This window comes from Massilibacteroides vaginae, from assembly GCF_900178525.1.
Taxonomy (GTDB): Bacteria; Bacteroidota; Bacteroidia; order Bacteroidales; family Tannerellaceae; genus Massilibacteroides; species Massilibacteroides vaginae.
Genome location: NZ_FXDJ01000009.1, coordinates 479478 through 504782, shown reverse-complemented (window position 1 = coordinate 504782; position 25305 = coordinate 479478). Strand labels below are relative to the sequence as shown.

Sequence of the window (25305 nt, the reverse complement as noted above, 5' to 3'; positions counted from 1 at the left end):
TAAATTTGGTATCTAAGAAATAATGCCTAAATTTGCAGCCGTTTCGCCCTGATCTCGAAACGGCTCTTTTTTAGCGTAAAACGCCTCTTTAGCTCAGTTGGCCAGAGCACGTGATTTGTAATCTCGGGGTCGTTGGTTCGAATCCGACAAGAGGCTCAAGGATGTTTCAGGAATTAGGGGGCAGTTACCAGAGTGGCCAAATGGGGCTGACTGTAACTCAGCTGGCTTACGCCTTCGGTGGTTCGAATCCATCACTGCCCACGAAACAAAATTGCGGAAGTAGCTCAGTTGATAGAGCATTAGCCTTCCAAGCTGAGGGTCGCGGGTTTGAGCCCCGTCTTCCGCTCTTTTTGCCTGTGTAGCTCAGCGGTAGAGCACTTCCTTGGTAAGGAAGAGGTCCCGAGTTCAAGTCTCGGCACCGGCTCTGATACATTTGGAAACATTTATAGAATGTGATGTTGATAAGAACATGATCATTAATCAAATAAGAACAATTTTAAGTTATGGCAAAAGAACATTTTGACAGATCGAAACCCCACGTTAACATTGGTACAATTGGCCACGTTGACCACGGTAAAACGACTTTGACCGCTGCTATTACAACTGTATTGGCAAAGAGAGGTCTTTCTGAATTGCGTTCATTCGATTCTATCGACAACGCTCCAGAAGAAAAAGAAAGAGGTATTACTATTAACACTTCTCACGTAGAGTATCAGACTGCAAATCGTCACTATGCTCACGTTGACTGTCCGGGTCACGCCGACTATGTGAAGAACATGGTAACTGGTGCTGCTCAAATGGACGGCGCTATTATTGTGGTTGCTGCAACTGATGGACCTATGCCTCAAACTCGTGAACACATCCTTTTGGCTCGTCAGGTAAACGTGCCTAGATTGGTTGTTTTCATGAACAAATGTGATAGTGTTGATGATGAAGAAATGTTAGATCTTGTTGAAATGGAAATGAGAGAACTTCTTTCATTCTATAATTTCGACGGTGATAACACGCCTGTTATCCGTGGATCTGCTCTTGGTGGATTGAACGGTGAAGAAATATGGGAAGATAAAATCATGGAGCTTATGGAAGCTTGTGATACTTGGATTCCTCTGCCTCCACGTGAAGTTGACAAACCATTCCTTATGCCGGTTGAAGACGTGTTCTCAATCACAGGTCGTGGTACTGTAGCTACAGGTCGTATCGAAACAGGTAAGATCAAAGTTGGTGAAGAAGTTCAGATTATCGGTCTTGGTTCTGAAGGAAAAAAATCTGTTGTTACAGGTGTTGAAATGTTCCGTAAGCTTCTTGATGATGGTCAGGCTGGTGACAACGTTGGTTTGTTACTTCGTGGTATCGATAAAGACGAAATCAAACGTGGTATGGTTATTTGCCACCCAGGACAGGTTAAACCTCACTCTCGCTTTAAAGCAGAGGTGTATATTCTGAAGAAAGAAGAAGGTGGTCGTCACACTCCTTTCCACCAGAAATACCGTCCTCAGTTCTATATCCGTACATTGGACGTTACAGGTGAAATCACTCTTCCTGAAGGAACTGAAATGGTTATGCCAGGTGATAACGTAACAATTACTGTAGAACTTATCTACCCGGTAGCATGTAACGTAGGTCTTCGTTTCGCAATTCGTGAAGGTGGACGTACAGTAGGTGCAGGACAGATTACAGAATTAATTGACTAATTCTTAAATTATATAGTAGCCGGTTCCTTTTAGGGGCTGGCTATTTACGGAAGTAGCTCAGTTGGTAGAGCACTGGTCTCCAAAACCAGGTGTCGGGAGTTCGAGCCTCTCCTTCCGTGCAAAAATCTATAGATTGATGAAAAAAGTAATTGCATATATCAAAGAATCTTATAACGAGCTTGTTTATAAAGTTTCTTGGCCCAACAGAATCGAACTGTCTAACAGCGCTGTCATTGTATTGTTTGCTTCCCTAATAATAGCTGCGCTGATTTTTGTTATAGACCTAGGTTTTGAAGGGTTGTTACGTTTCTTCTATGAGAATATCCTTTAATTTGTATTTGTAATGTCTGACATTCAGAAAAAATTTTATGTTCTTCGCGCTATAAGCGGAAAAGAGAACAAGGTAAGAGAATATCTGGAAGCTGAATTGAAAAATACAGACTTAGGAGAATATGTATCTCAGGTATTGATTCCTACCGAAAAAACATTCACAATTCGTAATGGTAAAAAGGTGATGAAAGAAAGAGCCTATTTGCCGGGTTATGTACTTGTGGAAGCTGCTTTGGTAGGTGAAGTAGCTCATCAGTTAAGAAGTATTCCTAACGTGATTGGATTTTTAGGAGGATCGGATAATCCTGTTCCTCTTCGCCCTTCTGAGGTCAGCCGTATTTTAGGTACGGTAGATGAGTTGCAAGAGCAACAGGAAGTGCTGGACGTTCAATATTATGTTGGTGAAAACGTAAAAGTTACATTTGGACCGTTTAATGGTTTCAGTGGCGTAATTGAAGAGGTAAATACCGACAAGAAAAAACTCAAGGTAATGGTTAAGATTTTCGGAAGAAAAACTCCGCTTGAGTTGGGTTATATGCAAGTAGAGAAAGAGTAGTTTTCTTGTTACGAAGAAAATGATCTTTCGTTTTTGATAGTTATATATATCTAAATTTTAGAAAAATGGCTAAAGAAGTTGCTGGACAAATTAAATTGCAGATTAAAGGAGGGGCAGCGAATCCTTCTCCTCCCGTAGGACCTGCGTTAGGTTCGAAGGGTATTAACATCATGGAGTTCTGCAAGCAATTTAATGCCAGAACCCAGGAAAAAGCTGGTAAAGTGTTGCCTGTGGTAATCACTTACTTCGCAGATAAGACATTTGATTTTGTCGTTAAAACTCCTCCTGTAGCTATCCAATTATTGGAAGCATCAAAACAGAAAGGTGGTTCTGCTGAGCCAAACCGTAAGAAAATTGCGGAAATTACCTGGGATCAGGTGAAGGCTATCGCAGAAGACAAGATTGTCGATCTGAATTGTTTCACGTTGGACTCTGCTATGAAAATGGTTGCAGGTACTGCAAGAAGTATGGGTATTACGGTTAAAGGGACATTCCCGGAAATTAATTAATAAACTTCAATTGAGATGGGTAAACTTACAAAAAATCAAAAGTTGGCTTTAGGCAAGATTGAAGCTGGGAAATCATATACATTGAAAGAAGCGTCTGCTTTAGTAAAAGAAATTACTACTACTAAGTTTGATGCGTCTGTTGATGTAGATGTTCGTTTAGGCGTCGATCCACGTAAAGCAAACCAAATGGTGAGAGGCGTTGTTTCTCTACCTCATGGAACCGGTAAGCAGGTTCGGGTTCTCGCATTATGTACTCCGGATAAAGAAGCTGAAGCTCAGGAAGCAGGAGCTGATTTTGTCGGATTAGATGAATACATTAATAAGATTAAAGGTGGTTGGACTGATATTGATGTAATAATCACTATGCCTTCTATCATGGGTAAGATCGGTGCTTTGGGTCGTGTGTTAGGTCCTCGTGGTTTAATGCCAAATCCAAAGAGCGGTACTGTTACTAATGAGATTGGTAATGCGATTAAAGAAGTTAAGCAAGGTAAAATCGACTTTAAAGTAGATAAAACTGGTATTGTTCATACGTCTGTCGGAAAAGTGTCTTTTGATGCTGAGAAGATTCGTGATAATGCTAAAGAGTTTATTTCTACTTTGATCAAGTTGAAACCAACTGCTGCTAAAGGGGTGTACATAAAGAGCATTTATCTTTCTAGTACAATGAGTGCGGGTATTAAAATTGACCCGAAATCAGTTGAAGAAAATTAATAAACGAATTGGACGATGAGAAAGGAAGATAAAGTCGCTGTTATAGAGCAATTGACAACTATCGTACAGGAATACCCGAACTTCTATTTAACAGATATAGAAGCGCTGAATGCAGAAAAAACAAGTGCATTAAGAAGAGAGTGTTTCAAACGAGAAGTTAAGCTGGTTGTTGTAAAAAACAGTTTGCTAAAGAAAGCGTTGGAGAATCTTGAATCGGATTTTTCTCCTTTATACACCGCTTTAAAGGGTAATACCGCTGTTATGTTATCACATACGGCTAATGTACCTGCCAGATTGATTAAAGATTTCACAAAGGATACTAAAGGGGAGGGAAAACCTCAGTTGAAAGCTGCTTATGTACAGGAAAGTTTTTATGTAGGAGCAGAAAACTTAAGTGCCTTAGTTGATATCAAGAGTAAAAACGAACTTCTTGCTGATGTTATTGCTTTGTTGCAATCTCCTGCAAAGAACGTTGTTTCTGCACTTCAATCATCAGGACAAACTATTCACGGAGTGTTAACTACTCTTGCTGAAAGAAAATAATTAAAAGAAAAATAATCAATTAAATCATACAAAAATGGCAGATTTAAAAGCTTTTGCTGAACAATTAGTAAACTTAACTGTAAAAGAAGTTAGCGAATTAGCAACTATCCTTAAAGAAGAATATGGTATTGAACCTGCTGCTGCAGCTGTTGCTGTTGCTGGTCCTGCTGCTGCTGGTGCTGCTGCTGAAGAAGAAAAAACATCTTTTGATGTTGTTTTAAAAGCTCCTGGAGCTAACAAATTGGCTATTGTTAAGTTAGTAAAAGAATTAACAGGTCTTGGTTTGAAAGAAGCTAAAGATTTAGTTGATGGTGCTCCAAGTAATATCAAAGAAGGTATTGCTAAGGCAGATGCAGAAGGATTGAAAAAGAGCTTAGAAGAAGCTGGCGCTGAAGTTGAGCTTAAATAAGTCTTATAGCCTGGTTACCAGGTGATTTGGTTAAGAATCTTCTTGAAAGGGGATTCTTAACCTTTTTGTGTCTATAATTTCATTAAGTTCAATAAATTCCTTAATAGATGTCTTCAACAGCTGAAAACCAAAGAGTTAATTTTGCTTCGATAAAGAACTCCCTTCCTTATCCAGACTTCCTCGAAGTACAATTGAAGTCATTCCAAGACTTTCTTCAACTTGACACTCCCTCGGAAAAAAGAAAAAAGGAGGGTTTGTATAAGGTATTTGCTGAGAATTTTCCTATAGCAGATACGAGAAATAATTTTGTACTGGAATTCCTGGATTATTATATTGATCCGCCCCGCTATTCAATTGATGAGTGTATTGCTCGCGGGCTTACTTATAGTGTTCCGTTAAAAGCGAAATTAAAACTGTATTGTACTGATCCCGATCACGAAGACTTTGATACCGTAATTCAGGACGTATACCTGGGGCCTATCCCGTATATGACTTCCAGAGGTACCTTTGTGATAAATGGTGCTGAACGTGTTGTCGTATCTCAATTACATCGTTCGCCGGGTGTGTTCTTTGGACAAAGTATACATGCCAACGGTACAAAATTGTATTCAGCACGTATTATTCCGTTTAAAGGATCATGGATCGAATTTGCTACTGATATTAATAATGTCATGTATGCTTATATCGACCGTAAAAAGAAATTACCGGTAACGACTCTTTTGAGAGCTATCGGCTTTGAGAGTGATAAAGACATTCTTGAAATATTTAATCTTGCGGAAGAGGTTAAGGTTAATAAAACCAATCTGAAAAAACTTATCGGTCGTAAGTTGGCAGCGCGTGTTTTGAAAACATGGGTTGAAGATTTCGTTGATGAAGATACTGGTGAAGTAGTTTCTATTGAACGTAATGATGTAATTATTGATCGTGAGTCGGTTTTGGATAATGATAATATTGAAGCTATTATTGAATCCGGCACTCAGAATGTTTTGTTACATAGAGAGGATCAGAATTTATCTGATTTCGCGATCATCTATAATACTTTGCAAAAAGATCCGAGTAACTCGGAGAAAGAGGCTGTTTTGTATATCTACAGACAGCTGAGAAACGCTGAACCTGCTGATGAAGCAAGTGCTCGTGAGGTAATAACGAATCTGTTCTTCTCTGAAAAACGTTATGATCTTGGAGAAGTAGGTCGTTATCGTATCAATAAAAAACTGGGCTTGACCACCAGTGATGATACTAAGGTTTTAACTAAAGAAGATATTATCGAGATCATCAAATATTTGATTGAATTGATTAATTCAAAAGCGAATGTTGATGATATCGACCACTTGAGCAATCGTCGTGTACGTACAGTAGGTGAGCAGTTATATAATCAATTTGGTATTGGTTTGGCTCGTATGTCTCGTACGGTAAGAGAACGTATGAATGTTCGAGATAATGAGGTGTTTACTCCGATTGATTTGATTAACGCAAAGACTATTTCTTCTGTTGTTAATTCATTCTTTGGAACGAATGCCTTGTCTCAGTTTATGGACCAGACGAATCCTCTTGCGGAAATTACACACAAACGTCGTTTGTCTGCACTTGGACCGGGTGGTTTATCAAGAGAACGTGCCGGATTTGAGGTTCGTGACGTTCACTATACGCATTATGGTCGTTTATGTCCGATTGAAACTCCGGAAGGACCAAACATTGGTTTGATCTCTTCGCTTTGTGTATATGCGAAGATCAACGATCTTGGTTTTATTTCTACGCCTTATCGTAGTGTGAAAGAGGGTCGTGTTGACTTTTCGGAAGAAGGTTTGCAATATATGACAGCGGAGGAAGAAGAGGAATTGACAATTGCACAAGGTAATGCCTTGTTGGACGATAACGGACGCTTCGTTCGCGATCGTATCAAATCTCGTTTTGAGGCTGACTTCCCTGTGGTTTCTCCTTCTGAAGTTGATATGATGGACGTATCGCCTACGCAGATCGCTTCTATCGCTGCTTCTCTTATTCCGTTCTTGGAGCATGATGATGCTAACCGTGCGTTGATGGGATCTAACATGATGCGCCAGGCAGTGCCATTGATTCAGACCGATTCTCCTATTGTGGGAACTGGTATTGAGGGGCAGGTTGCGAAAGACTCGCGTACTCAAATTGTTGCTGAGCAACATGGTGAGGTGGTATTTGTTGATGCTACATGTATTAAGATTAAATATGACCGTACAGAAAATGAAGAGTTTGTAAGCTTCGAAGATGCGGTTATTACATATAATATCCCGAAATGGCGTAAAACAAACCAAAGTACAACGGTTGACTTACGTCCTATTTGTTATCGTGGGCAACGTGTTGTTCCGGGACAAATTTTGACCGAAGGTTATTCTACCGAAAAAGGGGAATTAGCACTTGGACGTAATGTGAAGGTTGCTTATATGCCTTGGAAGGGATATAACTATGAGGATGCTATTGTGTTGAATGAACGTATGGTAAGAGATGATTTCTTTACCTCGGTTCATGTTGATGAATATATTCTGGAAGTGCGCGAAACTAAACGAGGGATGGAAGAATTGACTTCTGATATTCCTAACGTTAGCGAAGAGGCTACGAAAGATTTGGATGAGCGTGGAATTGTAAGAGTAGGTGCTCGGATTGAACCGGGAGATATTCTTATTGGAAAGATTACTCCGAAAGGAGAATCGGATCCTTCACCTGAAGAAAAGTTGCTTCGTGCGATCTTTGGTGACAAAGCAGGAGATGTAAAAGATGCTTCTTTAAAAGCAACTCCATCATTGCGTGGTGTTGTTATTGAAACAAACTTATTCTCCAAAGCTGTAAAGAAACGCAAATCAAGATTGACAGATAAGGCTATTCTGCCAAAATTGGATGAAGATTTCGACATGAAAATGGCTGAATTAAAAGCCCAATTAGTTGAAAAAATATTTCTTCTGACAAGTGGTAAAACCTCTTTAGGTGTTAAAGATTATCTGAATACTGATATAATTGCTAAAGGGGCTAAGTTCTCGCGTAAGTCATTGGAGGAATTAGATTACAATGCTGTTCAAGTTAGCAATTGGACATCTGATTCTGAAAAGAATGAGTTAATTAAGCTTGTAATTCTTAATTATCTGAAAAAGAACAAAGAGTTAGACGCTGAACTTAGACGTAAGAAGTTTGATCTGACTATTGGGGATGAATTACCAACCGGTATTGTTCAGATGGCTAAAGTTTATATTGCCAAGAAACGTAAGATACAGGTGGGTGATAAGATGGCCGGTCGTCATGGAAACAAGGGTATTGTTTCGAAGATCGTTCGTCAGGAAGATATGCCTTTCTTGGAAGACGGAACTCCTGTTGACATTTGTTTGAACCCGCTTGGTGTACCTTCTCGTATGAACCTTGGACAAATTTTTGAAGCTGTTCTTGGTTGGGCCGGTAAAGAATTAAATGTTAAATTTGCAACTCCGATTTTTGATGGTGCTTCATTGGACGACTTGAATGAATGGACGGATAAAGCAGGAGTGCCACGTTATGGTAAAACTTATCTTTATGATGGTGGAACCGGCGAACGTTTTGATCAACCTGCAACTGTAGGTGTTACCTACTTCCTGAAATTAGGACACATGGTTGATGATAAAATGCATGCTCGTTCTATTGGTCCGTATTCTTTGATTACGCAACAACCTTTAGGTGGTAAAGCACAGTTTGGTGGTCAGCGTTTCGGAGAAATGGAGGTTTGGGCATTAGAAGCATTCGGTGCCGCACATATCCTGCAGGAAATTCTTACTATCAAGTCTGATGATGTGGTAGGACGTTCTAAAGCTTATGAAGCTATTGTAAAAGGTGAACCTATGCCACAGCCAGGTATACCTGAGTCTTTAAATGTATTGCTACATGAATTAAGAGGACTTGGCTTAAGCTTTACTTTAGATTAATTCTATATGAATATAATAGACATGGTGTCTTCAATTTCAAACGATATCTCTTTATATAAATAATACATATGGCTTTTAGAAAAGAAAATAAGATAAAGAGTAGCTTTTCAAAAATTACTATCGGGTTGGCTTCTCCTGAGGAGATTCTGGAAAACTCGAGCGGTGAAGTTTTGAAGCCTGAAACGATAAACTACCGTACCTATAAACCGGAACGTGATGGTCTGTTCTGTGAACGAATTTTTGGTCCGATTAAGGATTACGAATGCCATTGCGGAAAGTATAAACGTATACGTTATAAAGGTATTGTTTGTGATCGTTGTGGGGTAGAAGTTACGGAAAAAAAGGTGCGTCGCGAACGTATGGGACATATTCATTTGGTTGTTCCGGTAGCACATATCTGGTATTTCCGTTCTCTTCCGAATAAAATAGGTTATCTACTGGGTGTTCCTACGAAGAAACTCGACTCGATTATTTACTATGAGCGTTATGTTGTCATTCAAAAAGGATGCGTAGACACAGTAGAGCAGTTAGATCTGTTATCAGAGGAAGAATACCTGCAAGTATTGGATTCTCTTCCAAAGGAAAACCAATTGCTTGAAGATACTGATCCTAACAAATTTATCGCTAAGATTGGAGCAGAAGCAGTTTATGATCTGTTGGCTCGTCTTGATCTTGATGCTTTATCCTATGACTTGCGTCACCGCGCAAGCACTGATACTTCTCAACAACGTAAGAATGAAGCGTTAAAACGTCTTCAGGTGGTTGAGTCTTTCCGTGCTTCTAAAGGACGGAACAGACCTGAATGGATGATTGTAAAAGTTGTTCCGGTTATTCCGCCCGAATTACGTCCTTTGGTTCCGTTGGATGGTGGTCGATTTGCTACGTCAGACTTGAATGATTTGTATCGTCGTGTTATTATCCGTAATAACCGTTTGAAACGATTGATTGATATTAAAGCTCCGGAAGTTATTCTGCGTAATGAAAAACGTATGCTTCAGGAAGCGGTGGACTCTCTGTTTGATAACTCGCGTAAATCAAGTGCTGTTAAAACAGACGCTAACCGTCCATTGAAATCACTTTCAGACAGTTTGAAGGGTAAGCAAGGACGTTTCCGTCAGAACTTACTTGGTAAACGTGTGGACTATTCTGCCCGTTCGGTAATTGTTGTAGGTCCTGAACTGAAAATGCATGAATGCGGTCTGCCTAAAAATATGGCGGCTGAATTATATAAACCTTTCGTTATTCGTAAACTGATCGAACGTGGAATCGTTAAGACAGTTAAATCTGCGAAAAAGATTGTTGATAGAAAAGAACCTGTTGTATGGGATATCCTTGAATATGTAATGAAAGGACACCCCGTATTGCTGAACCGTGCTCCGACATTGCACCGTTTAGGTATACAGGCATTCCAACCTAAATTGATTGAAGGTAAGGCTATTCAGTTGCACCCGCTTGCTTGTACGGCTTTTAATGCCGACTTCGACGGAGACCAGATGGCGGTACACCTTCCTTTAGGAAACGAAGCTGTTTTGGAAGCTCAAATGTTGATGTTGGCTTCTCATAATATCTTGAATCCGGCGAATGGTGCTCCTATTACTGTTCCTTCTCAGGACATGGTGTTAGGGTTGTATTATATCACAAAACTACGTCCGAATACGTTAGGTGAAGGTCTTGTTTTCTACGGAGAAGAAGAAGCTATTATCGCATATAATGAGAAAAAGGTAGCTATCCATGCTCCGATTAAAGTATATGTAGATGATATAGACGAAAACGGAAACTTGGTAAGAATTATGCGCGAAACTTCTGTTGGACGTGTAATGGTGAACGAATTCGTTCCGAAAGAAATAGGATATGTAAATGAAATATTAGGAAAGAAGTCTTTACGTGACATCATTGGTTTAGTTATTAAAACGTGTGGTGTTGCTCGTACGGCTCAGTTCCTTGATGATATTAAGAACCTCGGTTATCAGATGGCCTTCAAGGGTGGTCTGTCATTTAATCTTGCCGACGTTTTAATTCCTGAAGAAAAAGAAGCGTTGGTGAAAGAAGGTTACGACGAAGTTGAGCAGATTCTGGGCAATTATAGCATGGGATTCATCACCTTCAACGAACGTTATAACCAGATTATTGATACCTGGACGCACGTAAATAGCAAGCTGTCTAATATCTTGATGAAACAGCTGACTGAAGATAATGACGGGTTTAACTCCGTCTATATGATGATGGACTCTGGTGCTCGTGGATCTAAAGAACAGATTCGTCAGCTTTCAGGTATGCGTGGTTTGATGGCAAAACCTCAGAAAAGTGGTTCTGATGGTGGTCAAATTATCGAAAACCCAATTCTTTCAAACTTTAAAGAAGGTTTGTCCGTGCTTGAGTATTTTATCTCTACTCACGGTGCTCGTAAAGGTTTGGCGGATACAGCTTTGAAAACTGCTGATGCGGGTTACCTTACTCGTCGTCTTGTGGATGTATCGCATGATGTGATCATCAATGAAGAAGACTGTGGTACATTACGCGGTTTGATCTGTACTGAATTGAAGAATAACGAAGAGGTTATCGCTTCATTATACGAACGTATTTTAGGACGTGTTTCAGTTCATGATATCCAACATCCTCAAACGGGAGAAATCCTTGTACAGGCTGGAGAAGAGATCAGAGAAGACGCTGCGAAAAAAATACAGGATTCACCAATAGAAAGCGTAGAAATACGATCTGTATTGACATGTGAGTCTAAAAAAGGTGTATGTGCGAAATGTTACGGACGTAATCTGGCAACAGGACGCATGGTTCAGAGAGGTGAGGTTGTAGGTGTTATCGCTGCGCAATCAATCGGTGAACCGGGTACACAGTTAACACTTCGTACTTTCCACGTTGGGGGTATTGCTTCTAATATCGCTACAGAGAATAATATTACTTCTAAGTTTGACGGTATCATTGAAATAGATGAGCTACGTTCTGTAGAATCTACAGACGTGACAGGAAAACCTTGTCAGGTAGTAGTAAGCCGTTTGGCGGAAATGAGAATTATTGATCCTAACACAAGGATCGTTCTTCTTACGCACAATATTCCTTACGGTTCTAAGCTTTATTTCAAGAGCGGTGACAATGTAAAGAAAGGCGACGTTATTATTGAATGGGACCCATTTAATGCTGTTATTGTTTCGGAAGTTTCCGGTAAGATTGAGTTTGAAAATGTAATTGAGAACGTAACTTACAAAGTGGAAAGTGATGAAACTACAGGATTGAAGGAAAAGATTATCATCGAGTCAAAAGATAAGACGAAAGCGCCGGAAGTACACATTGTAGACGAGGGCGGAAGCTATCTGAAGAATTATTCATTGCCACTCGGATCGCACGTTGTTAAAGAAAACGGAGATAGCGTGAAAGCCGGAGAAGTTTTAGTGAAGATTCCTCGTGCGATTGGTAAAACCGGTGACATCACCGGAGGTCTTCCGCGTGTTACCGAGCTATTCGAAGCACGTAACCCTTCTAACCCTGCTGTTGTTTCTGAAATTGACGGTGAAGTTGGTTTTGGAAAGATTAAGCGTGGTAACCGTGAAGTAACCGTTACTTCTAAGTTGGGTGAAGTGAAGAAATATATGGTATCGTTGTCAAAACAATTACTTGTTCAGGAAAACGACTATATACGTGCCGGTATGCCGCTGTCTGACGGAGCAACTACGCCTTCCGATATCCTTGCGATTAAAGGCCCTACGGCTGTGCAGGAATATATCGTGAATGAAGTACAAGACGTTTACCGTCTGCAAGGTGTGAAGATCAATGACAAACACTTTGAAGTAATCGTTCGCCAGATGATGCGTAAAGTAGAAGTTGTAGATCCGGGAGATACGCGCTTCCTTGAACAACAAGTGGTTGATAAACTTGATGTAATGGAAGAAAACGACCGTGTTTGGGGTAAGAAAGTGGTTCTTGATGCCGGAGATTCTCAAACTTTACAAGCCGGACAGATTGTAACCGCTCGTAAACTGAGAGATGAAAACAGTATGCTGAAACGTCGTGACCTTAAACTGGTAGAAGTTCGTGATGCAATCCCTGCAACAGCGAATCAGATACTTCAAGGTATTACACGTGCCGCATTACAGACTACCAGCTTTATGTCTGCCGCTTCCTTCCAGGAAACAACTAAGGTGTTGAATGAAGCAGCAATTAACGGAAAAGTTGACCGTCTTGAAGGTTTGAAGGAAAACGTGATCTGTGGTCACTTGATTCCTGCCGGAACCGGACAGCGCGACTTTGATAAATTAGTTGTTGGAGCTAAAGATGAATTCGACCGTATAATGTCAAACCGTAGAACTGTTGTTGATTTCAACGAAGTGGATGCGGAAATCGATAGATAATAAGGTAGAAAACTAAATAAGAAAAAGAGGGTGTCCCACAAGGGCACTCTCTTTTATCTTTTTATGCTGCGTTCTTTTGTTGATTTAGCTTTGTCAGATTTATAATCTGAGTTTTTCTCTCTTCGTGGTGTTGATAGACTCTAAAAAGTTCTACATTCTTGTTTTTTACCGTTCTTTTTTGAGCAAAAACTGCCTTTTTCTGCTTTCGATATAGTTTGAGCAGGTTAAAGGCTATAGCAAAGACAGCAAAATCCATTGCCACTTTCTCTTTTGATTGATGGCGGAACCGATTGTAAGCTTTATTGTATTTGATTTGACCGAAAACAGCTTCGGGTTCTATGGGGCGTCGCTTTCGCATTCGTAGACCTTCTTCCGAGGTAAGCCTTTCACGGGCTTTCCGTTTATACTCCCTTAGCTTATGATTAACCTGTATTTGTCTGTCGTTTTCTGACTTATGGCATAAACTCCTGAGCGGACAACCTTGACAACGGCTGGCTTTGTAAACACTTATCTCTGAAACAAAGCCACTTTGAGTTTTACGATTTGTCGTATAAATCTTTTTCATTTGTTGCCCCATCGGACAGATGAAATAGTCTTTCTCCTTATTGTAATAGAGGTTGTCCTGTAGAAATGCATTGTTTTTAAAGGAACGTTTCTCTTCTTTGTGAAAATAATTGTATTTTACATAAGCCTCGATTTCTTTCTTTTCCAGGTAAGTATAATTCTCTTCACTTCCATAACCCGAGTCGGCACAAAGCTGTTCAGGACGTATCTTGTAGTTGCTTTCAAATCCATTCATAAAAGGGATAAGAGTCAATGTGTCTGTTGGATTAGGAAAGAGATCATAGTGTGTTATAAATTGGTTTTCTGTACCTATTTGAAGATTATACGCGGGCTTTAACTGTCCGTTTCTCATATGGTCCTCTTTCATGCGCATAAAAGTTGAATCCGTATCGGTTTTGCCAAAGCTATTACGCTCCCCCAGAGTATCCAACTTTTCTTCGTACTCCTGAAGTTTTGGCAAATGTTTATCTTCCAGCGTTTTGATTTGTTTAAGTTCTTCTTTACTACGGTTCTCCCGGTTTATCTGCTGTATCCTTTCTTTCAATTCCCGACTGTTGATGGGGGTAGGAGGCTCATCATCGGGAGCATTGTCTTGAGTAATACCGTCTTCTATCTGAGAGAGAATACCATGTATTTTAGATTCCAGCTTAGCCTTATTTCTTTCAACGCTTTTGCGCCATACAAAAGTGTATCGGTTAGCACGGCTCTCCAACTTAGTGCCATCTACATAGAGTTCTTTCAAACTGATGTAGCCCATATCTACCAGAATGAAGACGATCTGAACAAATAGCTTATGGATACTCTGCTTTAGACGAAGCGAACGGAAGTTGTTTATTGTCCTGAAATTAGGCTGTTGATCGCCAGAGAGCCAGATGTAATAAATGTTTTGTTCTAATTGAGCGGCTATTTTTCGACAGGAATAGACATTGTTCAGATAGGCGTAAAAAAGAATCTTTAGCAACATCCGGGGGTGGTAACTACTATTGCCTCCTCCTTTATATCCAAAATCAATGTCGGATAAGTCAAGCTCGTCAACAATATGATTGACTAAACGAACGGGGTGATCTTCAGGTATCTTACTGTCTATACTTACCGGAAAAAGAACACCTTGCCCCTGATTGTAGGGTTTCCATGATATTTTGGCCATAAAGCAATGATTGTCTTTGTTTTATGACTTAAATATAATAAAAAAAGAGCAATAAAAAAAGGATGTCCAAAACTTTTTGGACACCCTCTTTTTTTTTAATACTTACCCCTATCAAAAATAGCGTGCGGATATTCTTGTGTCTTGTTTGTATAATAGAAACAGAACGTCTATTTTTGTTTAATTAATAATTGTTTTAAAAACTAAGATTATGGAAAACAAGAATCAAGGAAACGAAATACAGGTTGAGTTAACAGACGAGATAGCTCAAGGTATATATTCAAATTTGGCGATAATCGCGCACTCAAGTTCGGAGTTTATTATTGATTTTATTCGTCTGATGCCCGGAACGCCGAAGGCAAAGGTTCAGAGCCGGATTATTCTTACACCGGATAACGCGAAACGCTTGTTGTTTGCTTTGCAAGAAAATATTGAGAAGTTCGAAAACCAAAGTAATGCAGGTAAAACAGTAAGATTTGAAGATGTAATTCCTCCCATTGGAGGTAAACCGGGAGAAGCCTGATCTCCTCCTGAAAGCCTAAAACGATGCCCGGCAAAGCGTGAAATAAACACGTTTTGCCGGGCTTTTTTTTGTGCTTTTGTATATTGCAGATAATCAGCAATATATAGATCAAAAAAACATAAAGGTTATTTTTCGAAAAATATCCTTTATGTTTGGAAAAATAACCTTTATCTTTTTAAAGACATTACTATCTCTTTTTTGGGGGAATAATTTAAGCCGGTTTCTGCGGATTTCCGGATTACTTTTAGCCTCTTCGTAACTATTCGTCCTTTCTGCTTGTTATAACTGAATAAACAATTTGCCGATCGGCTTAATATTATTTTAATACATGTCAATACATAACATCCGACTGGAAGTAATGCGCTTCTTGGAAACTAACGTTAATGAATATATCAAACAATTTTTGATTCCGGTTGAAAAGATATGGCAACCGTCTGATTTCCTGCCTGATTCGCAAAGCGAGTCGTTTTTTGATGATGTGACGGAACTGCGCGAACTGGCGAAAGACCTGCCTGATGATTTTCTTGCCGTGCTGGTGGGAGATACAATCACCGAAGAGGCACTGCCTACCTATGAATCCTGGCTGCTACAGGTGGAAGGGGTGCAAACGGAAGATAGTGAGGAACGAAATGGCTGGGGCAAATGGGTGCGCCAATGGACGGGCGAGGAGAATCGTCATGGAGATATACTGAATAAATACCTTTACCTGTCGGGCAGAATCAATATGCGCGAAGTAGAACAAACGGCCCATCATTTGATAAACGACGGTTTCGATATCGGAACAGGTCGCGACCCGTATAAAAACTTCGTTTATACTTCATTTCAGGAGCTGGCAACCTATCTTTCTCATTTACGTGTTTCGGATCTGGCAAAGAAGTTTGGCGATACGAAACTGTCTGCCATGTGTAAGAAGATTGCTTCGGACGAGATGCGTCATCACCAGGCATACGCGCAATTTGTGAAACGAATTTTTGAAGTAGATCCGAGCGAGATGCTGCTGGCGTTTGACTATATGATGCGGCAGAAGATTATTATGCCTGCGCACTTCCTGCGAGAATCGGGTGAGAGTAGCGGCTCATTGTTCGAGCATTTCTCTAACTCTGCGCAACGATTGGGGGTGTATACGGCTACGGATTATGTGGATATTATGCAGAAACTGATCAATAAGTGGCATATCGATAAGCTAACGGGACTGACCGACAAGGCCGAGAAAGCGCGTGATTATTTGATGAAGTTGCCGGCTCGAATGAGTAAGGTGGCCGAACGAATGGTGGTTCCCGAAGTTTCGTATCAGTATAAGTGGTTGCAACCGGCTACGCGGTTATAATTCGATGTTTTGTGTCGGGGCAGATACGTTGATCCGCCCCGATGTTATTTTACAGACCTTCTAAAATCCGTTTAAGCACAACTTGTGCCGAGATTTCGCGATTTGCTGCTTCCTGAATAACGATGCTTTGCGGACTCTCGATCACGTCGTCGGTCACAATCATATTCCGCCGAACCGGTAGGCAGTGCATGAAATAAGCGTTATTGGTAAGCTTCATTTTGGCTTCATCTACTGTCCATGCGCGATCTGTGCTAAGTATTTGTCCATAGTTCGGATCGGCATAAGCCGCCCAGTTTTTAGCATAAATAAAATCGGCACCTTCAAATGCTTTAGCCTGATCATATTCGATCTTCGCTTTACCGGAAAATTCGGGAGCCAGTTCATAGCCTTTCGGATGAGTGATCACGAAATCATAATCTGTTTCGTTCATCCATTCCGCGAAGCTGTTTGGAACTGCCTGGGGCAGTGCGCGTGGGTGAGGAGCCCAAGTCAGCACTACTTTCGGGCGAGCTGTCTTTTTATACTCCTCTATGGTAATTAAATCGGCAAAACTTTGCAGCGGATGCCTTGTAGCGGCTTCCATGCTGAACACCGGTCTGCCGGAATATTTGATAAACTGGTTGATAACCATTTCGGTATAATCTTCTTCCTTGTTTTCGAATTTAGCGAAAGAACGCACACCAATTATATCGCAATAGCAACCCATAACGGGTATAGCTTCCAACAGGTGTTCCGGTTTATCGCCATCCATAATAACGCCCCGTTCTGTTTCCAGTTTCCAGGCACCCTGATTAATATCTAAAACGATTGTGTTCATTCCCAGATTCATGGCTGCCTTTTGTGTGCTAAGACGAGTACGGAGGCTGGAGTTGAAGAAAATCATCAACAAGGTTTTGTTTCTTCCCAGTTCCACATGTTTGAATCTGTCTTTTTTTATTTCAAACGCTTCTTTTACTGCTTTGTTTAAATCGCCCAAATCATGGACGCATGTGAAATTCCTCATATTTTTTACTTTTATTGCTGGCGTATTTGCCCGTTTCCTTCGATAATATATTTGTATGTTGTAATTTCTTCTAAAGCCATCGGGCCTCGCGCGTGCGCTTTTTGGGTGCTGATTCCAATTTCCGCGCCGAATCCGAACTGAGCCCCATCCGTAAATGCGGTAGACACGTTGGCATAAACACAGGCGGCATCTACCATACGTTCGAACAGAAGTATCGCTTCGCGGGATTCGCTTACAATGCATTCGCTGTGTTTCGAACTGTAGCGACTGATCTGTTTGAGTGCCTCGTTGATTGACGGAACAGTGCGTATGCTCATTTTGTAATCTAAAAATTCCGTTCCGAAACTTTCTTCCGTTGCTTCTTTAAGCAGTTTGTCCGGATAGTTCCCTTTTAATGCAGCGTAGGAGTCTTTATCCGCATAAATAATGACCGCACTATCCTTTAGTTTGGCACACAGGAAAGGCAGATCGGATAAACGATCGGCATGAACGATCAAACAGTCTAACGCATTGCATACACTTACACGTCTTGTTTTAGCATTCGTAATAATGGCTTGCCCTTTGTCTTTATCGCCGTCTTTGTCGAAATAGGTATGACAAATGCCGGCTCCCGTTTCAATAATAGGAACGAGAGAATTTTCTCTGACGAAGTGGATTAATCCCGCGCTTCCACGAGGTATGATAAGATCGACATAGTTTGTTGCTTTTAAAAGAACGTCTGTAGCTTCTCTTTCCGCGGAAAGCAACGTACAGACTTCTTTCCGGAGCCCATGTTGTTCTACTGCTTTATGAATGATTTCAACCAATGCTTTGTTCGAATACTCAGCATCCGATCCGCCCTTAAGTACGCATACATTTCCGCTTTTCAGGCAAAGCGAAAATACATCGCATGTAACATTCGGGCGAGCTTCGTAGATTACACCGATCACACCGAACGGAACGGAGATTTTGCGTATACTCATCCCGTTAGGACGCACTATCTCTTTCTGTATCTTATGAAGAGGAGAGGGTAGGGTGGTAACATTGCGCATATCTCCGGCTATACTCTTAATCCGTTCTGCCGTAAGTTTCAGGCGGTCGTATTTCGGATCAGCTTGCTCCATCCGTTGCAAATCCTGTTGATTTGCTGCTAATATGAAGTCCTGATTAGCTTCCAGAGCGGTGGCAACGGAGCGTAGAATGTCATTTATCTCATTGTCTGTAAGTCTGTTCAGCGCGTATTTTGCCTCAGACGCATTTTGTAACAGTCCGATTGTTTGCATAACTAAATCTATTAATCCAGATAAAGATAGTCATAATGGATCAAAGGCTTTATATCCTTTACGCCAATTAACTTAACGGCTTCCCGGCTGTCGTATGCCGCGCAGCCAACGCCCAACTGTTTTCCTTCTTCATTAAACAGTTTAACGATATCGTCTTTTTCGAATTCGCCTTGTATTCTGGTTACTCCAACCAGCAATACACTGGTTGCTTTCGGACTTAAAAGGGCTTTCTCCGCGCCTTCATTAATGTGTATTTCACCTTTGGCAAATCCTTCCGAATGGGCAATCCATTTTTTTACACTGCTAACCGGTTTGGCCGACGGAATAAAGTGTGTGCAGATAGTATTGCTCTCCTTCTTTAATAAATCGCACAAAATATTATCCTTCTTGCCGTTTGCGATAATAACCGAGATACCTTCTTCGGCCACTTTACGGGCTATTGTGCATTTGGTGAGCATTCCGCCGCGACCGAATGATGACTTTTCGGTTTGAATAAAATCCGATAAGTCTTCTTGCGAACCGTTTATCTCCGCAATCACAGACGAGGCCGGGTTTGAAGGATCGCCATTGTAAATACCGTTTATATTACTTAATATAATCAGCGCGTCCATTCCCATCATCGCGGCGATAAGGCCTGAAAGTTCATCGTTATCGGTAAACATAAGTTCGGTTACCGATATTGTATCGTTTTCATTAACAATAGGGATCACTTTATTATCGAGCATAACTTCCATGCAATGCTTCTGATTCAGGTAATGCGTGCGGCTGCCGAAATTTTCTTTCGTAGTGAGCACCTGTCCGCATACCAATCGATGTTCACGAAATAATTCATAATACCGATTGATCAGTTTAGCCTGTCCTACGGCAGAGTAAAGTTGACGAGCAGAAAGGGCGTCTAACTTTTTACTTACGTTTAACTCGCTTCTGCCTGAAGCAACAGCTCCTGAGGAGATTAAAACTATTTCGATCCCTTTTTTATGCAACTCGGCAACCTGATCGACTAATGCGGACATACGAGTTACGTCTAACGTACCGTCTTTTCTGGCCAGTACGTTACTTCCGATTTTTACGGCAATTCTTTTATATCGATACATTGCTTTTTATTTGTCTTTGTCCCGAATTTCTACTCTGCGGATTTTACCGCTGATGGTTTTAGGGAGTTCGTCTACAAACGCGATAATGCGTGGATATTTGTAAGGAGCGGTCACTTGTTTTACGTGATCTTGTAATTCTTTGACCAGATCATCCCCTGCTTTGTCTTTGTATTCCTTAGAAAGAACAATCGTAGCCTTAACAACCTGTCCGCGAATTTCATCCGGAACACCGGTAATGGCACATTCAACAACTGCCTTATGAAGCATCAACGCGCTCTCTACCTCAAACGGCCCGATTCTGTATCCGGAACTTTTAATTACATCATCTACACGTCCTACAAACCAATAGTATCCGTCTTCATCTCTCCACGCTACATCGCCGGTATGGTAAACATCGTCGTGCCATACATGATGCGTCAGCTGTGGGTCGCGGTAGTATTCTTTGAACAATCCAATAGGCTTGTTTTTTTCTGTGCGGATTACGATTTCGCCCTGTTCGCCATCTTCAGCAGATGAACCATCCGGAAGAATAAGATCCATATCATATTGCGGATTGGGTACACCCATTGAACCCGGTTTGGGCTCCATCCACGGGAAAGTCGCTATCGTAAGCGTTGTTTCTGTTTGTCCGAATCCTTCCATCAATTTAATTCCGGTAAGCTCCAAAAAGGTATTGAATACAGCCGGGTTAAGAGCTTCTCCGGCAATAGTACAATATTTTAAAGAAGAAAGGTCGTATTGAGTCAGGTCTTCGCGAATTAAGAAACGGAAGATGGTAGGAGGAGCGCATAACGAGGTGATACTGTATTGCTGTATCATCTCCAACATGGTTGAAGGGGTGAACTTTTCATGATCATAAACAAAAACCGTAGCTCCGGCAATCCACTGTCCGTATAGTTTTCCCCATACGGCCTTTCCCCAACCCGTATCCGCTATTGTTAAGTGGAGACTGTCTTCTTTCAGGTTGTGCCAGAAACTTGCGGTAACGATATGTCCTAAAGGATAGGTGAAATCATGGGCTACCATCTTCGGGTAACCTGTTGTGCCCGATGTAAAATACATTAATGAAATATCGTCATTACTGTTTTTTGCCGGACGGATAAATTCCTTAGCCTCACGAATACCTTTGTGAAAATCCAAAAAACCTTCAGGCACTTCCGGACCAACCGAAACAATTGTTTTCAGAGATGGCGATTCCGGTATTGCTTCTTTAACATGATTACAAATATCCTCTTCGCCGGCACAAACAATCATTTTAATATCAGCCGCTTTATTGCGATAGATAATATCTTTCTTCGTTAACAGGTGTGTTGCCGGAATAACTACAGCCCCTATTTTGTGTAAGGCAATGATCGAGAACCAGAATTCGTATCGTCTTTTTAGTATAAGCATCACCATATCTCCACGACCAATTCCGAGCGATTGGAAATAGGAGGCTGTTTGATCCGAATAACGTTTGATATCGGCAAACGAGAAATCAATATGATCTCCTTTATCATTTGTCCAGCATAATGCTTTTTTCTCCGGTTCTGCCATAGCCCAGGCATCCACTACATCATATCCGAAATTAAAATTGTCGGGTACGTTTACCTTAAAATTTTCGATAAAATCTTTCTGTGAGGTGAAAGATGTTTGATCAATATATTTTTCCAACATGTGTTTGTTATCCGTTGATTCTTATAATATGATTGCGAGAAATTGCACCTCTTTATTGTCCAGAGCCTGCATGCCGTGTGGAAGTGCTGAGTTGAAATAAATACTATCTCCTTCTTCCAGAATCAGATCTTTTCCATTGATCTGGATCAGCATGCGCCCTTTTATCACTATGTTGAATTCTTGTCCTTTATGTGCGTTAAGATAAACCGGTTCTCCGGCCGGACGAGGGTGTACTGTTACGATGAACGGATCGGCTATCCTGTCACTAAACCCCATGGCTAATGATTGGTATTTATACGCTTTTGTTCTTTCAACTGCCTCACCTTTTCCTTTACGAGTAATAAAGTAAGCGCTCATTCTGGGTTCACTACCAAACATCAACGTGGTTAATTCAATGTTGTAGGCTTGCGCGATTTGATGTAAAACGCTGACCGATATATCGACCTGTCCGCTTTCGAGCAGAAGATACTCTTCCTTACTTAAGTTGCATACCCGGGCTATCTCTTCAGGACCAATATCTAAAGCTTCTCTCAAGCCTACCAGTCGTTTAGCAATTTGTTCGATTTGTTCATTCATTTCTACCTGATTCATAAAGGTGATACCTGACAAAGATAAAGATAAAAACATAGTTGTTATAAAAAAGGGGAAAAATGTTTCAAAGTGAAAGTTGCAGGTAAAAAAAGATGCGTTATGATTTATGCTCTGTAAATACTGAAGATTATTTAACGGTACGGAGTATTTAGATATAGTTAATATTTACTAAGTTTACTGCATGTAAAAAACACACACACACAAATAATTTTATAAACTTTAATTTATCATGGACAACGCTATTTTTAGATTCCCTAAGCCAATCAATGAACCCGTAAAAGCTTATGCACCCGGCTCAAGTGATAAACAGCAGCTTAAACAAGCGCTTGCGCAAGTTTCTTCGGAGGAATGGGATATTCCATTAATTATCGGAGGTAAAGAAATACGCACCGGAAATACCGGAAAGGTTGTTATGCCACATGATCATAAACATGTGTTGGCAACTTACCATAAAGCAGGAGAGAAAGAAGTACAGATGGCTATTGACGCAGCTATGGCAGCGCATAAGGAGTGGTCTGAATTACCCTGGGTAGAGCGTGCGTCTGTGATGTTGCGTGTGGCTGAACTTTTCGCGACAAAATACCGCTATTTGTTGAATGCCTCAGTCATGTTGGGGCAAAGCAAAAATCCTTATCAGGCAGAAATAGACGCTCCGTGTGAATTAATCGACTTCCTGCGTTTCAGTGCTTTTTATGCCGGACAGGTTTACGAAGATCAGCCTTATTCCGATACCGGTATTTTGAACCGTATGGAATATCGCGCGCTGGAAGGCTTCGTGTTTTCATTGAGCCCGTTTAACTTTACGTCTATCGCATCCAATTTAAACATGGCTCCGGCTATGATGGGTAATACAACGGTTTGGAAACCTTCTACAACGGCAATCCATTCCAATTATCTGCTGATGAAAGTATTCCGGGAAGCAGGTTTGCCGGATGGCGTTGTTAATTTTATTCCGGGACAAGGAAGTGTGGTTGGTAAAGTAGTGATTAAAAGTCCGGATTTGGCAGGATTCCATTTCACCGGTTCTACTTCTACCTTCAATACGTTATGGCGTCAAATGGGCGATAACTTAGAAAACTATAAATCTTATCCGAAAATTGTTGGTGAAACAGGTGGAAAGAATTTTGTTTTTGTACATCCGTCAGCTCCGGCATTAGATGTGGCAACAGCCATCGTTCGTGGTGCGTTCGAGTATCAGGGACAAAAATGTTCGGCAGCTTCACGTGCTTATATTCCGGCTTCTCTTTGGAAAGATGTGAAAAATTATATCGGCGATATGTTGAAAGACATCAAGATGGGCGACCCGCAGGATTTTACGAATTTCGTTAACGCTGTAATCGACGAGGCGTCTTTTGATAATATCATGGGCTATATTAATTACGCAAAACAAGCTACCGACGCGGAAGTTATTTTTGGAGGTAACGGCGATAAATCAGTGGGTTACTATGTAGAGCCAACGGTGATACTTACCACTAATCCGAAATTCAAATCAATGGTAGAAGAAATTTTCGGTCCGGTAATTACGATCTATATATACGATGATAATAAATACGAAGAAACACTTGAACTATGTGACAGTACTTCTTCTTACGCATTGACCGGTTCTATCTTCGCACGTGATCGTTATGCGATACAGACCGCCTTTGAAAAGCTGCGCTATTCTGCCGGAAATTTCTATATCAACGACAAACCGACCGGTGCCGTGATTGGTCAGCAGCCATTCGGTGGCTCAAGAGCTTCGGGTACGAATGATAAAGCCGGAGGACCGTTGAACCTTATACGTTGGACTAATGCACGTACTATTAAGGAAGCACTTGTTCCGCCAACGCATTACGGCTATCCTTTTTTAGGTGAAAAATAAAAAGTCGGATCGTTAAATCATTACGATATATGTTGGACTTTAATAATTTAGAGATCGCGTTTTCATCGAAAACGCGATCTGAATTAAGAAATGCTTGCTTGTTGTTTAGCGCGATTAAATACCCATCTTTGGTGAAAATAGCCAAAGCAGGCACGAATGTTGCATTGGCCATTCATTTCCCTTTGGCCTGGGCGGTAAAGCCTACCCTCTATAAACAATTTGTAGGTGGAGAATCGTTGGAAGATTGTGCCCCGACTATTGAGCACCTGAAGAAGTATCAGGTTTTTTCTACCCTTGATTATTCTGCTGAGGGCAAGAAAACTCCGGATGGAATTAAGGCCGCATTTGAAGAAACCCTACGTTCTGTTGATTACGCGAAAAAAAATCCGAATATCGCTTATGCTGTTTTTAAACCCTCAACATTAACGTATGACGCGCTGTTCTCAAAAGTGTCGGAGAAAAGAGGGAAATTGACTATTGATGAAATAAAAGAATACAGAGAGTTTACCGAACGCTTTATGGCCTTGTGTCAACGAGCCTATGATAACAACGTGCGTATCTTAGTAGACGCGGAAGATTATTGCTTTCAAGCGGCTATCGACGAGCTTACCGATGAGGCCATGCGTAAATTCAATAAAGAAAGAGCCATAGTTTTTGCTACATTACAGATGTATCGCCATGATCGTATGCCTTATCTGCAACGAATACTGGACGACTCCATAGAAAAAGGCTATTTTCCCGGAATAAAATTTGTGCGTGGTGCCTATATGGAAGATGAGCGCGCGCGGGCGGCTGAATATGGTTATCCGGACCCGATCTGTAAAGACAAAGCTGCGACAGATGCCAACTTTGATGAAGGAGTAGCTTTTGTTATTGATCACCTGGATCGTATGGAACTTTTTATGGGAACACATAATGAGGAAAGCAATTATAAATTGGCTCAACTGATGTTGGATAAAAACCTGGCCACGAATGATAAACGAGTGTTCTTTGCTCAGTTGCTCGGTATGAGTGATAATATATCATTTAACCTGTCGGATGCCGGATACAATGTAACTAAATATGTTCCTTATGCCCGCGTAAATGATGTGTTGCCTTACCTTATTCGTAGAGCAGAAGAAAATACCTCTGTTGCCGGCCAGACCGGTCGCGAACTCAGGATGTTGAAATCTGAATTGGAAAGAAGGAAAAAACTGAAAAAATAAATATACAGGTTTAATTACTGTGTTATTTAAGGACGCACCCTT

General features: G+C 40.9%; 19 protein-coding genes and 5 tRNA genes. 18 read left to right on the top strand and 6 right to left on the bottom strand.

Annotated features, from left to right (window positions below):
* The first annotated feature begins 82 nt into the window (after window positions 1-82).
* The 14 genes from B9Y81_RS10650 (at window position 83) to rpoC (ending at window position 13033) form a co-directional block, all read left to right on the top strand.
* A tRNA-Thr gene (locus B9Y81_RS10650) sits at window positions 83-156 on the top strand.
* Window positions 157-178: 22 nt separating this feature from the next.
* Window positions 179-261 (top strand) — tRNA-Tyr (locus B9Y81_RS10645).
* A 12-nt stretch (window positions 262-273) separates the two neighbouring features.
* Window positions 274-346 (top strand) — tRNA-Gly (locus B9Y81_RS10640).
* A gap of 6 nt (window positions 347-352) precedes the next feature.
* Window positions 353-424, top strand: a tRNA-Thr gene (locus B9Y81_RS10635).
* Between the two features lie 79 nt (window positions 425-503).
* Entirely contained in the window at window positions 504-1691 is a 1188-nt protein-coding gene (tuf, locus tag B9Y81_RS10630; RefSeq protein ID WP_085536911.1) for an elongation factor Tu, read from the top strand.
* A 46-nt stretch (window positions 1692-1737) separates the two neighbouring features.
* Window positions 1738-1810 (top strand) — tRNA-Trp (locus B9Y81_RS10625).
* 17 nt (window positions 1811-1827) lie between these two features.
* Window positions 1828-2022 carry a preprotein translocase subunit SecE gene (secE, locus tag B9Y81_RS10620; RefSeq protein ID WP_085536910.1) on the top strand — a complete coding sequence of 65 codons (195 nt, stop codon included), beginning with the start codon at window positions 1828-1830 and terminating at the stop codon, window positions 2020-2022.
* Between the two features lie 12 nt (window positions 2023-2034).
* A complete protein-coding gene (nusG, locus tag B9Y81_RS10615; protein ID WP_085536909.1) occupies window positions 2035-2577 on the top strand; it encodes a transcription termination/antitermination protein NusG in 543 nt (180 codons plus the stop codon).
* Between the two features lie 65 nt (window positions 2578-2642).
* Window positions 2643-3086, top strand: coding sequence for a 50S ribosomal protein L11 (rplK, locus tag B9Y81_RS10610; protein WP_085536908.1), 444 nt, complete (start codon window positions 2643-2645; stop codon window positions 3084-3086).
* Between the two features lie 15 nt (window positions 3087-3101).
* Window positions 3102-3800 carry a 50S ribosomal protein L1 gene (gene rplA, locus B9Y81_RS10605; RefSeq protein ID WP_085536907.1) on the top strand — a complete coding sequence of 233 codons (699 nt, stop codon included), beginning with the start codon at window positions 3102-3104 and terminating at the stop codon, window positions 3798-3800.
* Between the two features lie 15 nt (window positions 3801-3815).
* The gene (rplJ, locus tag B9Y81_RS10600) at window positions 3816-4343 is read left to right on the top strand and encodes a 50S ribosomal protein L10 (protein WP_085536906.1); all 528 of its coding nucleotides are present in this window, start codon (window positions 3816-3818) and stop codon (window positions 4341-4343) included.
* A 34-nt stretch (window positions 4344-4377) separates the two neighbouring features.
* On the top strand, window positions 4378-4752 hold the full coding sequence (gene rplL / locus B9Y81_RS10595; RefSeq protein ID WP_085536905.1) for a 50S ribosomal protein L7/L12: 375 nt from the start codon (window positions 4378-4380) through the stop codon (window positions 4750-4752).
* 107 nt (window positions 4753-4859) lie between these two features.
* Window positions 4860-8672, top strand: coding sequence for a DNA-directed RNA polymerase subunit beta (gene rpoB / locus B9Y81_RS10590; protein ID WP_085536904.1), 3813 nt, complete (start codon window positions 4860-4862; stop codon window positions 8670-8672).
* Window positions 8673-8740: 68 nt separating this feature from the next.
* Window positions 8741-13033 (top strand): DNA-directed RNA polymerase subunit beta', encoded by a 4293-nt coding sequence (gene rpoC / locus B9Y81_RS10585; RefSeq protein WP_085536903.1) that lies wholly within the window; start codon window positions 8741-8743, stop codon window positions 13031-13033.
* A 61-nt stretch (window positions 13034-13094) separates the two neighbouring features.
* Here the strand turns inward: rpoC and B9Y81_RS10580 are convergent, their stop codons facing one another.
* Window positions 13095-14744 carry an IS1182 family transposase gene (locus B9Y81_RS10580; RefSeq protein ID WP_085535336.1) on the bottom strand — a complete coding sequence of 550 codons (1650 nt, stop codon included), beginning with the start codon at window positions 14742-14744 and terminating at the stop codon, window positions 13095-13097.
* Between the two features lie 208 nt (window positions 14745-14952).
* On the opposite strand from B9Y81_RS10580, the gene B9Y81_RS10575 reads away from it, so the two are divergent.
* On the top strand, window positions 14953-15264 hold the full coding sequence (locus B9Y81_RS10575) for a DUF3467 domain-containing protein (RefSeq protein ID WP_085536902.1): 312 nt from the start codon (window positions 14953-14955) through the stop codon (window positions 15262-15264).
* 328 nt (window positions 15265-15592) lie between these two features.
* Window positions 15593-16591 (top strand): acyl-ACP desaturase, encoded by a 999-nt coding sequence (locus B9Y81_RS10570; RefSeq protein WP_085536901.1) that lies wholly within the window; start codon window positions 15593-15595, stop codon window positions 16589-16591.
* Window positions 16592-16640: 49 nt separating this feature from the next.
* Here the strand turns inward: B9Y81_RS10570 and B9Y81_RS10565 are convergent, their stop codons facing one another.
* From B9Y81_RS10565 to B9Y81_RS10545, 5 genes are read right to left on the bottom strand one after another with little or no spacing between them, the layout of a single operon-like run.
* Entirely contained in the window at window positions 16641-17594 is a 954-nt protein-coding gene (locus B9Y81_RS10565) for a Rossmann-fold NAD(P)-binding domain-containing protein (RefSeq protein ID WP_085536900.1), read from the bottom strand.
* 11 nt (window positions 17595-17605) lie between these two features.
* Window positions 17606-18856 (bottom strand): glutamate-5-semialdehyde dehydrogenase, encoded by a 1251-nt coding sequence (locus B9Y81_RS10560; RefSeq protein WP_085536899.1) that lies wholly within the window; start codon window positions 18854-18856, stop codon window positions 17606-17608.
* Window positions 18857-18867: 11 nt separating this feature from the next.
* Window positions 18868-19950 (bottom strand): glutamate 5-kinase, encoded by a 1083-nt coding sequence (gene proB, locus B9Y81_RS10555; RefSeq protein ID WP_085536898.1) that lies wholly within the window; start codon window positions 19948-19950, stop codon window positions 18868-18870.
* A 6-nt stretch (window positions 19951-19956) separates the two neighbouring features.
* Window positions 19957-21606 (bottom strand): AMP-binding protein, encoded by a 1650-nt coding sequence (locus B9Y81_RS10550; protein WP_085536897.1) that lies wholly within the window; start codon window positions 21604-21606, stop codon window positions 19957-19959.
* Window positions 21607-21627: 21 nt separating this feature from the next.
* Window positions 21628-22182, bottom strand: a complete 555-nt coding sequence (locus B9Y81_RS10545) for a helix-turn-helix domain-containing protein (RefSeq protein WP_085537755.1) — start codon at window positions 22180-22182, stop codon at window positions 21628-21630.
* Window positions 22183-22426: 244 nt separating this feature from the next.
* Here B9Y81_RS10545 and pruA point away from each other — a divergent pair, with 244 nt between their 5' ends.
* Together pruA and B9Y81_RS10535 are read left to right on the top strand one after the other, a co-directional pair.
* Window positions 22427-24058, top strand: coding sequence for an L-glutamate gamma-semialdehyde dehydrogenase (gene pruA / locus B9Y81_RS10540; protein ID WP_085536896.1), 1632 nt, complete (start codon window positions 22427-22429; stop codon window positions 24056-24058).
* Window positions 24059-24087: 29 nt separating this feature from the next.
* The gene (locus B9Y81_RS10535) at window positions 24088-25263 is read left to right on the top strand and encodes a proline dehydrogenase family protein (protein WP_085536895.1); all 1176 of its coding nucleotides are present in this window, start codon (window positions 24088-24090) and stop codon (window positions 25261-25263) included.
* Window positions 25264-25305: the final 42 nt, after the last annotated feature.